Below are 14112 nucleotides of genomic sequence, written 5' to 3'. Positions count from 1 at the left end.
TCAGATCCGGTCCAGCGCGCGGTCGAGCCAGCCGAGAAAGCCGCCGGCGCCCTCGGTGCCCTCCGCCAGCAGCGGGCCCAGAACGTCCGGCCCGTCCGACGTGTCGGTCTTCGGCCGCGGCGGCAGGTACTTGTTGACGGGTTTGGTGCCCTGTTCCGGCATCAGGTCGAAGCCGCCGCGCGCCTCGACCAGCTTGAACACGCTGCTGTCCGGGTCGGACAGGTCGCCGAAATGCCGCGCCCCCGCCGGACAGGTGCGCACGCAGGACGGGATCCGGTCCACCTCGGGGATGTTCTCGTTGTAGATCCGGTCGACGCAGAGCGTGCACTTCTTCATCACCTTCTCGGCGCCGTCCATCTCGCGCGCGCCGTAGGGGCAGGCCCAGGCGCACAGGCCGCAGCCGATGCAGTCGCTTTCGTTGACCAGCACGATGCCGTCGTCCTGGCGCTTGTAGCTGGCGCCGGTGGGGCAGACGGTGACGCAGGGCGCGTCCTCGCAGTGCAGGCAGGACTTGGGAAAGTGTACGACCTGCGCCGGCTTGCCGGGCTGCGCCGTCTCGAAGGTGTGGATCCGGTTCAGGAACGTGCCCAGCGGCTCGGCGCCGTAGGGGTCGAGATCGGCGAGCGGGGCGCCGTAGTTCGAGGTGTTCCATTCCTTGCACGAGATCACGCAGGCATGGCAGCCGACACAGGTGTCGAGGTCGATCACCAGGCCGAGGCTCTTGTCGGTGGCGGTGCGGTCGGGCAGCGATGTCATGGACGGGCCTCGGTCACGGCGGGTCGGTCGAAGGCGACGGTTTCGGTGGCGGGCGGGCGCGTGCCGCAGCCAGTGCGCGGGCCGCGCCTCATGCCCGGCCCTTGCCGAAGGTCAGCACCGCCGGGCCGGTGCCCACGGGCGAGACCTGCGCCGGGATCTCGGGCTGGCTGGCGGCCTGCGCCGGGGCCTTCTCGATCCGCACGCGCAGGTCGTACCACGCCGCCTGGCCGGTCACCGGGTCCGAGTTCGACCAGCGCAGACCGTCGCCCTTCGGCGGCAGCAACTCGTGGATCAGGTGGTTGAGCAGGAAGCCCCTGGTCGCCTCGGGGGCGTCCTCGTCCAGCGCCCAGGCGCCGCGGCGCTTGCCGATCGCGTTCCAGGTCCAGACGGTGTTCGGGTTCAGCGCCTCCATCAGCGCGACCGGGATGGTGATCGACCCGTGCACCGAGGTCAGCGTGGCCCAGTCGCCGTCGGCGAAGCCGTGCGCCTCCCAGGTGTCGCGCGGGACATAGAGCGGGTTCACGCCGTGGATCTGCCGCAGCCAGGCGTTCTGCGAGCCCCAGCTGTGGTACATCGCCGCCGGGCGCTGGGTGATCGCGTGCAGCGGGAAGTCGCCGGTGTCGATCCGGGTGTCCTCGAACGGCGGATCCCAGCGCGGCAGCGGGTCCATTGCCGTCTTCAGCCGCTCGCGCAGGTGTTCGGGCGGCTGCCGCTCGCCGTGGCCCTCGGCGGCGCGCTGGAACTTGCGCAGCGGTTCCGAGTAAAGCTGGAACAGGTAGGGCGCGGGCAGATCGTCGGTGTAGAAGCCCATCTTCACCGCCCAGTCCTGGTAGGCGGCGTTGGTCGGCTTGTAGAACTGCGCTTCCTCGGGGATGTGCTGCAGCCAGAAGCCGCCGTTGCGCTTGTAGGCCTCGATCTGGTCGGGGTTGGGCGCGCCGCGCCCGGCTTCGGTGCCGTCGCCGCGGAACCCCGCCAGCGGGCCGATGCCGGGGCGGCGCTGGTGGTTGACGATGTAGTCGGCATAGTCCTTGTAGACCGCATTGCCGCCGGCATCGACCATGCCGGGCAGGCCGAGGCGCAGGCCCAGCTGGATCAGCGCGGTCTGGAAGCCGCGCACGCCCTCGTGGCCGGGACGCTCGGGTTCGACCACCGGCCAGCGGATCGCGTCGGCGGCGGCGTCGGGCTCGCAGATCGGCCGGTCGAGCAGGCTGATGCAGTCGTGCCGCTCCAGATAGGTGGTGTCGGGCAGGACCAGGTCGGCATAGGCGACCATTTCCGAGGAATAGGCGTCCGAGTAGATGATCTTCGGGATCCGGTAGCCGCCGCTGTCGTCGGTGTCGGTCAGCATCTTCATGACCGCGCCGGTGTTCATCGTCGAGTTCCAGGCCATGTTGGCCATGTACATGAACAGCACGTCGATCGGGTACGGATCGCCCGCGTGCGCGTTCGAGATCACCATGTGCATCATGCCGTGGGCGGACATCGGCGCCTCCCAGGTGAAGGCCTTGTCGATGCGCTTGGGGCTGCCGTCGTCGTTCAGCAGCAGATCCTCGGGGCCGCGCGGATAGCCCAGGTGCGGGCCGTCCAGCGGCTTGCCCGGCGTGACCTTGGCGTGCGGGCGCGGATGGGCCGAGACCGGCTTGGGGTAGGGCGGCTTGAAGCGGAAACCGCCGGGCACCTCGACCGAGCCGAGCAGCAGTTGCAGCAGGTGCAGCGCGCGGGCGGTCTGGAAGCCGTTGGAATGGGCCGAGATCCCGCGCATGGCGTGGAAGCTGACCGGGCGGCCGGTCATCGTCTGGTGCCGCTGGCCGCGGAAGTCGGTCCAGGGCCGGTCGATGGTGATCTGCCTGTCGAACGCGGCGTGGGCCAGTTCCGCCGCGATCCGCCTGATCGTGGCGGCGGGCACGCCGCAGCGATCGGCCACCGCCTCGGCGGCGTGGGCCGGGTCGAGGTAGCGCTCGGCCAGGTGCTGGAACACCGGCGTCAGTCCGTCGAAACTGCCGTGCAGGGCGGGCTTCAGGTCCGGCGCGTCGAACGGCATCGCCCTGTTGGTGGCGCGGTCCCAGACCAGTTCCTTGCCGTCCGCGTTGCGGGCGAACAGCCCGTCCGCGTCCAGCAACACCGGCGCGTTGGTGGTCCGGCACAGATAATCGAGGTCGATCTTGCCGGCCTTCAGCAGCTCGTGCACCAGCGCCAGCACGAACAGCCCGTCGGTGCCCGGCGTGATCGCCACCCATTCGTCGGCGATGGCGTTGTAGCCGGTGCGCACCGGGTTTACGGCGATCACCTTGGCGCCGCGCGCCTTCAGCCGGCCGAGGCCCATCTTGATCGGGTTGCTGTCGTGGTCCTCGGCGACGCCGAAGATCATGAACAGCTCGGTCCGCTCCCAGTCCGGCGCGCCGAATTCCCAGAACGCGCCGCCCAGCGTGTAGATCCCGGCGGCGGCCATGTTGACCGAGCAGAAGCCGCCGTGCGCGGCGTAGTTCGGGGTGCCGAACTGCTGCGCCCACCAGCCGGTGAAGCTTTGCGACTGGTCGCGGCCGGTGAAGAACGCCAGCCGCTCCGGCGCGCTTTCGCGCACCGGGGCCAGCCATTCCGCGGCCAGGTCCAGCGCCTCGTCCCAGGAGATTTCCTCGAACTCGCCCGAGCCGCGCGGCCCGACCCGCTTCAGCGGCGCGCGCAGCCGGGCCGGCGACTTGTGCTGCATGATCCCGGCCGAGCCCTTGGCGCACAGCACGCCGCGGTTCACCGGGTGGTCGCGGTTGCCCTCGATATACGACACCTCGCCGTCGCGCAGGTGCACGTCGATGCCGCAGCGGCAGGCGCACATGTAGCAGGTCGTGCGCGCGATCCGGTCGGCGACGGGCGGGGACAGGTCCAGCTCGGGTCTTGTATCAGACATGTGTGCCAAGCCATTGCACAGGCCGCCGGTCGGCGCAATCGCCGAGGTCGCGGGCCTCTCGACAGCGCTCGCGGGCTGTGCTTGGTGCGGGGCATGAGGATCACCACCATCGGCTTCGACGCGGACGACACGCTGTGGCAGAACGAGCAGTTCTTCCGCATCACCCAGGACCGGTTCCAGGCGCTGCTGGCCGATCACGCCGACCCGGCGCACCTGGCCGAGCGGCTGCTGGCGGCCGAGCGGCGCAACCTGGCGCACTACGGCTTCGGGGTGAAGGGCTTCACCCTGTCGATGCTGGAGACGGCGATCGAGATCACCGAGCGGCGGGTGCCGGCGTCGATCCTGGCCGAGATCCTCGAGGCCGGGCGCGAACTGCACGCGCACCCGATCGAGATGCTGCCGGACGCCGCCGATGTCGTCGCGCGCATGGCCGAGAGCCACCGCATCGTGCTGATCACCAAGGGCGACCTGTTCGACCAGGAGCGCAAGCTGGCGCAATCCGGGCTGGGCGCGCGCTTTGCCGGGATCGAGATCGTCAGCGACAAGCGCGCGGACATTTATACCCGCATCTTCGCCGCCTATGGCGATGGCGCGCGGCGGGCGATGATGGTGGGCAACTCGCTGAAGTCGGACGTGATCCCGGCGATCGAGGCCGGGGCCTGGGGCGTGCACGTGCCCCATGACCTGACCTGGGTCATCGAGCATGCCGAGCCGCCCACCGGCGCGCCCCGCTTCCGCGAACTGTCCCGGCTGGGGGATCTGCCCGACTTGGTCGGGCAGATCGAGAGCGACTGACGCCTCGGAGAACTCGCAGGCGGAACGATCTCGGCACCACAGGATTTCAGATCTGGTGTATGATCCAATGGTGCCCCAGGCGGGCGTGGTCGCGCTGGCATCTCAATGGAGGCTGTCATGAAGAGCGATGCCGAATACCTGCGTCTTGCAATTGAATTTGCCCGTGAGAGCCGCGAGAGCGGTAATCACCCTTTCGGAGCGCTTCTTGTCGGACCGGAGGGCGATGTGTTGCTCTCGTCAGGCAATACATACGCCCGGGATCGGGGCGTCGGTCATGCCGAATCGAACGTGGCCCGCGCAGTCGCGAAGAAATTCGACCCGGAGTTTCTGCAGCAGTGCATGCTGGTGACCTCGGTCGAACCTTGCTGCATGTGCGCCGGGGCTGCGTACTGGGCCGGGATCGGGACGGTTGTGTTCGGGCTGAGCGAGAGCCGGCTCGGTGAGTTGACCGGCGACAACCCGAAGAACCTGACCCTCGACATCAGCTGCCGCGACATATTCGCCGTAGGACGTCGGGATGTCGAGGTCCGCGGCCCGTTCCCTGAACTCGAAGAAGAGATCGTGAAAGCCCACGAGGGCTTCTGGTAGCGTCGCCATATCATTTGCGACTGCCACCACCGGGCGGATCAGACCTGACAAGCCTTGCTAGCCGGGCAGAACGAGGATCGCGCGGAAGTCGTTGACGTTGGTCAGCGTCGGGCCGGTGATCACCTGGTCGCCCAGCGCCCTGAAGTAGCCGTGGCCGTCGAACCGGCGCAGCGCGGTTTCCAGCGCCTCCCTGCCGCTGCGCGCCACGGTGTCGGGGGTGACGATCGCGCCCGCGACCTCGGCCAGCCCGTCGACGCCGTCGGTGTCGCCGGCCAGCGCCCATATCCCCGGCGCGCCGTCCAGCCGCTGCGCCAGCCCCATCAGGAAGTCGACGTTGCGCCCGCCGTCGCCCAGGTCGCGGCCGTCGCGGGGCAGCGTCACCGTGGTCTCGCCGCCCGAGATCAGCACCAGCGGCGCGTCCCCCGGCGTCATCGCCTTCTGCCGCTGCAGCGCCAGCTCGGCGAAGGCGGCGCCCAGCTCGCGCGCCTCGCCCTCCAGCGCGTCGCCCTGGATCTCGGCGCGCAGGCCGGATCTGCGCGCCACCGCGGCCGCCGCCTCGAGCGAGGCGAGCGGGGCGGCGATCAGGTGCGCCTCGGCCCGGGCCAGCCGCGGATCGCCCGGCTTGACGCTTTCGTTGGCGGCATCGTCCAGCGCCGCCAGCATGTGCGGCGGCAGGTCCAGCGCGTGGCGCGCGACCAGCGCGCGGGCGTCGGCCAGCGTGGTCGGATCGCCCACCGTCGGGCCCGAGGCGATGTTCAGCAGATCGTCCCCCGGCACGTCGGAAATCGCCAGGGCGATCAACCGCGCCGGGTGCGCCGCCGCCGCCAGCCGCCCGCCGGCGGTCTGCGACAGGTGCCGGCGGATGCAGTTCATCGCGTCGATCCCCGCGCCCGAGGCCAGCAGCGCCTTGTTCAGCGTCACCGCGTCGTCCAGGTCCATGCCCTCGGCCATCAGCGTCAGCAGCGCCGAGCCGCCACCCGAGATCAGCGCCAGCACCACGTCGTCCTCGCCAAGCCCGTGCAGCAGGTCCAGCATCCGCCGCGCGCCCTCGGCCCCGGCGGCGTCGGGCACCGGGTGCGCGGCCTCGACGATCTCGACGTGCCTGCAGGGCACGGCGTGGTCGTAGCGGGTGACGACGAGCCCCGTCATCGGGCCGTCGTAGCGCGCCTCGACCGCCGCGGCCATCGCCGCGGAGGCCTTGCCGGCGCCGACCACGACCAGCCTGCCGGGCACCCGGTCGGGCACGAAGGGCGGCACGATCCGCTTCGGCAGGGCGGCGTCGACGGCGGCGGCGAACAGCGCGCGCAGCAGCGTGTTCTCGTCCATCACAGCATCACCCTCGGTTCGGGAATGCCGCGCTGGCCGATCTCGGCCAGGAACACCGAGCCTGCCAGCGGCTGCTTGTCCAGCTCGGACGGCTGCAGCCCCTGGCGCGCGGTGGTCACATAGAGCCGCCCGTCCGGGGTCAGCGCCGGGCAGGTGACGTTCGACACCGGCAGTTCGATCCGCTCGCGGGCGATGCCGTCGGGGCTGATCCGCTGCACGCGCCAGCCGCCCCAGACCGCCAGCCACATCGAGCCGGTCTCGTCGATCACCGCGCCGTCGGGGCTGTCCTCGCCCTGCATCACGTGGAACTCGGCCGGCGCGCCGACCGGCCAGCCGTCGGCGTCCAGCCGCCAGCGCCAGATCGTCTTCAGCCGGGTGTCGGCGAAATATGCCTCGCGGCCGTCGGGGGCGAAGCAGATCGCGTTGGGGATCGTCACGCCCTTGCGCAGCGCGCGCAGCTCGCCCCGGTGCCAGCGGTAGATCGCGCCGGCCCCGGCCTCGGCGTTGCGGCCCATGGTGCCGATCCAGAACCCGCCCTGCGGGTCGGCGCGGCCGTCGTTCGAGCGGGTGATCGGGTTGTCGGCCTCGAGCGGGCACAGGCTTTCGGCGATGCCGGCGGCGGGGTCGAAATGCATCAGGTCGGTCTCGGTCGCGACCAGCAGCCCGCCCTTCGCGGTGCGCGCGGCGGCCGAGGCCATGCGCTCGCCGTCCCAGTGCTCGGTCACGCTGCCGCCCTCGGACAGGCAGTAGAGACGCGGGCCGCCGACGCCGTGCCCGGTGATGTCGAAGAACCAGAGCCGGTCCTCGTCCCACAGCGGGCCTTCGCCCAGTGCACAGGTCAATTCCTTGAAGAGGCTGGCTTGCATGCCGCGCTGTTCCCCGGTCGTTTCGGTCTGGCGCGACACTGGCCCGAAACCGGGGCGCAGTGCAATCCGCTTGCCGTGCGCGGGCATCGCAATTCCGCTTGTGCGGCGCAAACTTGCTGCTAGCGTCCGAAACGATGACCGACCCCTGGACCCTGAACCTGAACGAGTGGATCGCCGCCCGCCCCGAACTGGCGAGCCTGCAGGTCGTGCTGTGCGACATCAACGGCTGCTTCCGCGGCAAGCGCATCCCGGTGGCCGACGCCGGCAAGGCCGGGCGCGGGCAGATGCGGATGCCGCTGACCGTCGCCGCGCTGGACATCTGGGGCCGCGACGTCGAGGGCAGCCCGTTCCTGATGGCCGGCGACAGCGACGGGCTGTGCCGCCCCACCGGCCGGATGCCGCTGATGGTGGACTGGCTGGCGCACCCGGCGGCGCTGCTGCCGCTGTGGTCGTTCACCGACACCGGCGAGCCGAACCCGCTGGACGTGCGCCACGCGCTGGCCGCCGTGGCCGCGCGGGCGGAGCGGATGGGCCTGCGCGCCGTGGTCGGCACCGAGGTCGAGTTCCATTTCGTTGATCCCGAGGAGGCCCGGCCGGCGCCCCCCGCCTCGCCCGGGACCGGGCGCCGGGTGATGGCCGAGGGGATCAACGCGATCGCCGACATCGACAATTTCGAGCAGGTGCTGGAGGACATCTTCCGCGCCGCCGAGGCCGCCGGGATCAGCCTGGCCTCGGCCATCGCCGAGGCCAGCCCGGGACAGTTCGAGATCGCGCTGAACCATCACGACGACGTGCTGGCCGCCGCCGACGACGCGGCGCTGCTGAAGCACCTGATCCGCGGCACCGCGCGCAAGCACGGGCTGGCGGCGACGTTCATGGCCAAGCCCTATCCCGAGGCGTCGGGCAACGGCTTTCACGTGCACATCAGCCTGGTGGACGAGGCCGGGCGCAACGTGTTCGACGACGGCACCGACCAGGGCAGCGCGCTGCTGCGCCACGCCGTCGCCGGCTGCCTGGACGCGATGGCGCCGATGCTGCTGGTGTTCGCGCCGCACCTGAACTCCTATCGCCGGATCACCCCCGAGGCGCACGCGCCGTGCCGGGCGGAATGGGACTACGAGAACCGGTTCGTGTCGCTGCGCGTGCCCGGCGGGCCGGGCGTGGCGCGGCGCATCGAGCACCGGCTGGCCGGCGCCGACGCCAACCCCTACCTGGTGATCGCGGCGATCCTGGCCGCGGCGCTGGACGGCATCGAGCGCAAGCTGGAGCCGCCGGCCCCCGGCAGCGACGGGCCGTCGCTTGAGACCAGCTGGGCCGAGGCGATTGCCGCCTTCCGCGAGTCGGACGTGCCGGCGCGGGCCTTCCCGCAGCCGCTGGTCGACATCTTCGCCGACTGCAAGGCGCAGGAGCTGGCCCGGTTCCGGGCGCAGATGACCCGGCTGGAGATCGACAGCTATCTCGAGGTCGTCTGAATGAGCTTTCCGGCCGACGGCGCCTATCCCGCCTCCTATTACGCCGCGACCGCCACGCCTGCGCCCGAGCGTCCCCGGCTCGAGGGCGAGGCCGAGGCCGATGTCTGCGTCGTCGGCGCCGGCTACACCGGACTGTCCTGCGCGCTGGAGCTGGCCGAGCGCGGCCACAAGGTCACCCTGGTCGAGGCGGCGCGGGTCGGCTGGGGCGCCTCGGGGCGCAACGGCGGGCAGATGGTGAACGGGATCAACGCGCCGCTCGACAGGATCGGGCGGCTCTACGGGCCGCGGGTGCAGGCCTTCGTCGGCGGGCTGGTGACCGAGGGCGGGCAGATCATCCGCGAGCGCGTCGCGCGCTACGGCATCGCCTGCGACCTGAAGCCTGGCAACCTGTTCGCCGCCTGCACCGACCGGCAGATGCGCGCGCTTGAGGACAAGCGGCACCTGTGGTCCAAGTACGGCATGGACGACCACGAGCTGCTGGACCGCGAGGCGATCCGCGCCCATGTCGGCACCGACGCCTATGTCGGCGGCATGATCGACCGGTCGGGCGGCCATCTGCACCCGCTGAACCTGGCGCTGGGCGAGGCGGCGGCGATCGAGCGTCTGGGCGGCGTGATCCACGAGCGCAGCCCGGTGCGCGCGGTGGACACCGCCGCCGCGCGGCCGGTGGTGACGACCGATCACGGCCGGATCACCGCGCGCACGCTCGTGCTGTGCGGCAACGCCTACCTGGGCCGCACGGTGCCGGCGCTGGCGACGCGGGTGCTGGCGGCCTCGACCCAGATCGTCGCGACCGAGCCGCTGGGCGCGCGGGCGAAGCAGATCCTGCCCACCGACCTGTGCGTCGAGGACCTGCGCTACATCCTGGACTATTTCCGGCTGGCGGCCGACGGCGCGCTGCTGTTCGGCGGCGGCACGGTCTACGGCGGCTCTACCCCCCGCGACATCGAGCGCAAGCTGCGGCCGAACCTGGAAAAGGTCTTTCCGCAGCTGAAGGGCGTGCGGCTGACCCATGCCTGGTCGGGCAACTTCGCGCTGACCTTCAGCCGGGTGCCGCAGCTCGGGCGGCTGGGCCCGGCCAGCTATTTCGCGCACGGCTATTCGGGCCACGGCGTCACCGGCAGCCACCTGTTCGGCCGCATCCTGGCCGAGGCGATCACCGGCGATCTGTCGCGTTTCGACACCTTCGCGAACCTGCCGTGGAGCCCGTTTCCGGGCGGGCAGGCGCTTCGAGTTCCCTATTCGGTCGCGGGCAGCTGGTGGTACGGCCTGCGCGACCGGCTGGGGATATGACCGCAACAGGGAGAACGGGAGACCGCCCATGAAGATGCGCATCGCGCTGACCTTGTCCACCCTACTGGCCGCCGGCCCGCTGGCCGCGCAGGAGGTGCTGAACGTCTACAACTGGTCGGACTACATCGCCGAGGACACGATCGAGAAGTTCGAGGCCGAGACCGGCATCCAGGTGAACTACGACGTCTACGATTCGAACGAGGTGCTCGAGGCCAAGATGCTGGCCGGCAACTCGGGCTATGACGTGGTGGTGCCGACCTCGGACTTCCTGCAGCGGCAGATCGCGGCCGGCGCCTACCAGCCGCTGGACAAGTCGAAGCTGCCGAACCTGGAGAACATGGACCCGCAGTTGATGGAGCGCGCCGCCGCCTACGATGCCGGCAACGAGCACGCGGTGATCTACATGTGGGGCACCACCGGCATCGGCTACAACGCCGGCATGGTCGAGGAGCGGCTGGGCGCCGACGCGCCGACCGACAGCTGGGCGCTGGTGTTCGACCCCGAGGTGGCCGCCAGGCTGTCCGACTGCGGCATCACCGTCCTGAACGCGCCGACCGAGGTGATCCCGGCGGCGATGGCCTATGCCGGGCTGGACCCGACGTCGACCGACCCGGCCGACCTGGAAAAGGGCGCCGAGGTGGTCGAGGGCGTGCGCGAGTACATCCGCTATTTCCACTCGTCGCAGTACATCACCGACCTGGCGAACGGCGACGTCTGCGTCTCGGTCGGCTGGTCCGGCGACGTGTTCCAGGCCCAGGCCCGCGCCGTCGAGGCCGAGAACGGCGTCGACATCGCCTACACCATCCCGTCCGAGGGCGCGCTGGTCTGGTTCGACATGATGGCGATCCCGGTGGACGCGCCGAACCCCGACGCGGCGCACAGGTTCATCAACTTCGTGATGGACCCGCAGATCACCGCCGACATCACCAACTACGTCTGGTATGCGAACGCCAACGCCGCGTCGATGGAGCTGGTCGACGAGGAGATCACCTCGGACCCCGGCATCTTCCCGACCGCCGAGGTGCGCGAGAAGCTGTGGACGGCGCCGGTCTACGACTCGCGCACCGACCGCGTGGTCACCCGGCTGTGGACCCGCGTCGCCACCGGGCAGTGATCCCCTTGCGGCCGGTCCGCGGACCGGCCGCGCCCCAAGGATGCCGAAGGCCATGACCCAGATCCTTCCGAACAACACCGCCGGCGAACGCAAGCCCTGGCGCGGCGCCAGCGAGGCGCCGTTCGTGCGCATTCGCGATCTCTCGAAGCGGTTCGCCGAGATACCGGCGGTGGACGATGTCTCGCTCGACATCTGGAAGGGCGAGATCTTCTGCCTGCTGGGCGGCTCGGGCTGCGGCAAGTCCACGCTGCTGCGGATGCTGGCGGGGTTCGAGGCGCCGACCTCGGGCCGGATCGAGATCGACGGCCAGGACCTGTCGAACGTGCCCCCCGAGGTGCGGCCGACGAACATGATGTTCCAGTCCTATGCGCTGTTCCCGCACATGACCGTCGAGGCCAACGTCGCCTACGGCCTGCGCCGCGAGGGCATGCGCCGGGCCGAGGCGATGGACCGCACCGCCGACATGCTGCGCCTGGTGCAGCTGTCCGGGCTGGAGAAGCGCCGGCCGCACCAGCTGTCGGGCGGCCAGCGCCAGCGGGTGGCGCTGGCCCGCTCGCTGGTCAAGCGGCCGAAGCTGCTGCTGCTGGACGAGCCGCTGGGCGCGCTCGACCGCAAGCTGCGCGAGGAGACCCAGTTCGAGCTGATGAACATCCAGGACCGGATGGGCATCACCTTCATCGTCGTGACCCACGACCAGGAAGAGGCGATGACGCTGGCGACGCGGATCGGGGTGATGGACGCCGGCCGGATCCGACAGATCGACGAGCCGCGGGTGGTCTACGAGCGCCCGGCGAACCGCTTCGTCGCCGATTTCATCGGCACGGTGAACATCTTCGAGGGCACCGTCGACGCCGCCGCGCCGGACGCGATGCGGGTGCGCACCCCGGAGGGGCCGGTACTGGTCCGCCCGCTCAAGGGGCTGCGCCACAACCAGTCCGTCGCCGTCGCCGTGCGCCCCGAGAAGATGAGCCTGACCCGCGAGCCGACCGGCGCCGACAACCAGCTGCAGGCGACGGTGGTCGACTATGCCTACATGGGCGACGTGACGATCTACAAGCTGGCCCTGCCGGGCGGGCGGACGCTGAAGGTGAGCAAGGCCAACCACGGGCTGGAGGCGCGGCCGATCAGCTGGGACGAGCCGGTGCACGTCGGCTTCTCGACCGCCGCCGGCGTGGTGCTGACCGCATGAGCCACGTCGCCGGCAGCCCGCGCATGAGCTGGCGCCGCTGGCTGGTGGTGGCGATCCCGATGCTGTGGCTGGGGGTGTTCTTCCTGCTGCCGTTCATCGAGGTGGCGCGGATCTCGCTGGCGGATCCGGCGCTGGCGCGGCCGCCCTACACCGCGATCTGGGCGGACGGGCGCTTCACCGGCGATCTGGAGAACTTCCTGTTCCTGCTGTCGGACAGCCTTTACGTCAACGCCTATCTCAGCTCGATCCGCTTCGCCTTCGTCTCGACGGTGCTGGCGCTGCTGATCGGCTATCCCATGGCCTACGCCATCGCCCGGGCGCGCGAGCCGTGGCGCACGGTGCTGCTGTTCCTGGTGATCCTGCCGTTCTGGACCTCGTTCCTGCTGCGGGTCTATGCGCTTGTGGGGCTGATGAATCCGACCGGGCCGATCAACCAGCTGCTGCTGTGGCTGGGGCTGATCGGCGAGCCGCTGGTGATGCGGCAGACCGATTTCGCGGTCTACGTCGGCATCGTCTACACCTATCTGCCGTTCATGATCCTGCCGCTCTACGCGGTGCTGTCGAAGCTTGACGACGCGCTGCTGGAGGCCTCGGCCGACCTGGGCGCGCATCCGGCGGTTACCTTCCTGACGGTGACGCTGCCGCTGTCGCTGCCCGGCGTCGTCGCCGGCGCGATGCTGGTGTTCATCCCCTCGATCGGCGAGTTCGTGATCCCGGCGCTGCTGGGCGGCCCGGACACGCTGATGATCGGCCAGGTGCTGTGGAACGAGTTCTTCTCGGCCCGCGACTGGACGGTGGCGAGCGCGGTGGCGGTGGCGATGCTGCTGCTGATCGTGCTGCCGATCCTGTGGCTGCAGAAGATGATGGAGCCGGCCCGGTGAAGCGCACCCCCTGGTTCCTGTGGCTGAGCGCCGGCGCCGGCTTCGTGTTCCTGTGGGTGCCGATCGTCAGCCTGGTGGTCTACAGCTTCAACGCCTCGAAGCTGGTGACGGTCTGGGCCGGGTTCTCGACCCGCTGGTATGGCGAGTTGCTGCGCGACCAGCAGGTCATCGACGCGGTCTGGGTCAGCCTGCGGGTGGCGCTGGCCAGCGCCAGCCTGGCGGTGGCGCTGGGCACGCTGGCGGCGCTGGTGCTGGTGCGCTTCGGCCGGTTCTGGGGCAAGCCGATCCTGCGCGGCATGGCCGCGGCGCCGCTGGTGATGCCCGAGGTGCTGCTGGGGCTGTCGCTGCTGCTGCTGTTCGTGACCATGGAGCGGGTGGTGGGCTGGCCGCAGGGCCGCGGCATCGTCACCATCGTGATCGCGCACACCACGTTCTGCCTGGCCTATGTCGCGGTGGTGGTGCAGTCGCGGCTGGCCGACATGGACGACAGCCTGGAGGAGGCCGCGCGCGATCTGGGCGCGGGGCCGGTGCGGGTGTTCTTCGACGTCACCCTGCCGCTGATCGCCCCGGCGCTGATCGCCGGCTGGCTGCTGGCCTTCACCCTGTCGCTGGACGATCTGGTGGTGGCGAGCTTCGCCACCGGCCCGGGCGCCTCGACGCTGCCGATCGTGATCTTCTCGAAGGTGCGGCTGGGGGTAAGCCCGGACATCAACGCGCTGGCGACGATCATCCTGGTGGTGGTGGCGCTGGGCGTGGCGCTGGCCGGGCTGGCGATGCGCCGGCGCAACTGACGGCGCCGGGCGGGGGTGGCGCCCACCCGCCCGCCCCGCCACCCCCGCCCGGCGCCTGCGGCCGGCGCGGCGCGAGACTGGAAGGAGAACGACGATGAGCGAACGGGGCGACCAGGCCTTCCGCAAGACCGACCCCCGC

General features: G+C 70.6%; 12 protein-coding genes. 8 read left to right on the top strand and 4 right to left on the bottom strand.

From position 1 onward, the window contains the following. Together GE300_RS18660 and GE300_RS18655 are read right to left on the bottom strand one after the other, a co-directional pair. Positions 1-756, bottom strand: a complete 756-nt coding sequence (locus GE300_RS18660) for a 4Fe-4S dicluster domain-containing protein (RefSeq protein ID WP_154448908.1) — start codon at positions 754-756, stop codon at positions 1-3. Positions 757-844: 88 nt separating this feature from the next. Then, the gene (locus GE300_RS18655; RefSeq protein ID WP_154448906.1) at positions 845-3658 is read right to left on the bottom strand and encodes a molybdopterin oxidoreductase family protein; all 2814 of its coding nucleotides are present in this window, start codon (positions 3656-3658) and stop codon (positions 845-847) included. Between the two features lie 93 nt (positions 3659-3751). Here GE300_RS18655 and GE300_RS18650 point away from each other — a divergent pair, with 93 nt between their 5' ends. Both GE300_RS18650 and GE300_RS18645 read left to right on the top strand, forming a co-directional pair. Continuing rightward, the gene (locus tag GE300_RS18650) at positions 3752-4453 is read left to right on the top strand and encodes an HAD family hydrolase (RefSeq protein ID WP_154448904.1); all 702 of its coding nucleotides are present in this window, start codon (positions 3752-3754) and stop codon (positions 4451-4453) included. A gap of 117 nt (positions 4454-4570) precedes the next feature. After that, positions 4571-5041: a nucleoside deaminase gene (locus GE300_RS18645; protein WP_154448902.1), complete on the top strand. Its 471-nt coding sequence runs from the start codon at positions 4571-4573 to the stop codon at positions 5039-5041. A 57-nt stretch (positions 5042-5098) separates the two neighbouring features. On the opposite strand, the gene GE300_RS18640 is transcribed toward GE300_RS18645, so the two are convergent. After that, positions 5099-6367, bottom strand: a complete 1269-nt coding sequence (locus GE300_RS18640; protein ID WP_154448900.1) for a glycerate kinase type-2 family protein — start codon at positions 6365-6367, stop codon at positions 5099-5101. Further along, positions 6367-7233 (bottom strand): SMP-30/gluconolactonase/LRE family protein, encoded by an 867-nt coding sequence (locus GE300_RS18635; RefSeq protein ID WP_233417183.1) that lies wholly within the window; start codon positions 7231-7233, stop codon positions 6367-6369. Before GE300_RS18635 ends, GE300_RS18640 begins: the two co-directional genes overlap by 1 nt. Before the next feature lie 134 nt (positions 7234-7367). Between GE300_RS18635 and GE300_RS18630 the strand changes: the two genes are divergently transcribed. Genes GE300_RS18630 through GE300_RS18605 form a run of 6 tightly spaced genes read left to right on the top strand, consistent with a single transcriptional unit; the run spans position 7368 to position 13973 of the window. Then, entirely contained in the window at positions 7368-8705 is a 1338-nt protein-coding gene (locus GE300_RS18630; RefSeq protein WP_154448896.1) for a glutamine synthetase family protein, read from the top strand. Next, positions 8706-9998 (top strand): NAD(P)/FAD-dependent oxidoreductase, encoded by a 1293-nt coding sequence (locus tag GE300_RS18625; RefSeq protein ID WP_154448894.1) that lies wholly within the window; start codon positions 8706-8708, stop codon positions 9996-9998. 28 nt (positions 9999-10026) lie between these two features. Then, positions 10027-11112 (top strand): polyamine ABC transporter substrate-binding protein, encoded by a 1086-nt coding sequence (locus tag GE300_RS18620; RefSeq protein WP_154448892.1) that lies wholly within the window; start codon positions 10027-10029, stop codon positions 11110-11112. A gap of 52 nt (positions 11113-11164) precedes the next feature. Continuing rightward, complete coding sequence (locus GE300_RS18615; protein WP_154448890.1) at positions 11165-12301, top strand: ABC transporter ATP-binding protein; 1137 nt, start codon at positions 11165-11167, stop codon at positions 12299-12301. Further along, positions 12298-13182 carry an ABC transporter permease subunit gene (locus GE300_RS18610; protein WP_154448888.1) on the top strand — a complete coding sequence of 295 codons (885 nt, stop codon included), beginning with the start codon at positions 12298-12300 and terminating at the stop codon, positions 13180-13182. The genes GE300_RS18615 and GE300_RS18610 overlap by 4 nt, the downstream gene beginning before the upstream one ends. Beyond that, the gene (locus GE300_RS18605; protein WP_325063320.1) at positions 13179-13973 is read left to right on the top strand and encodes an ABC transporter permease subunit; all 795 of its coding nucleotides are present in this window, start codon (positions 13179-13181) and stop codon (positions 13971-13973) included. The genes GE300_RS18610 and GE300_RS18605 overlap by 4 nt, the downstream gene beginning before the upstream one ends. Positions 13974-14112 lie beyond the last annotated feature (139 nt).

Origin of the sequence: Halovulum marinum, assembly GCF_009697225.1 — a bacterium.
GTDB classification, from domain to species: domain Bacteria; phylum Pseudomonadota; class Alphaproteobacteria; order Rhodobacterales; family Rhodobacteraceae; genus Halovulum; species Halovulum marinum.
This window is presented reverse-complemented; position numbering and strand designations above follow the sequence as displayed.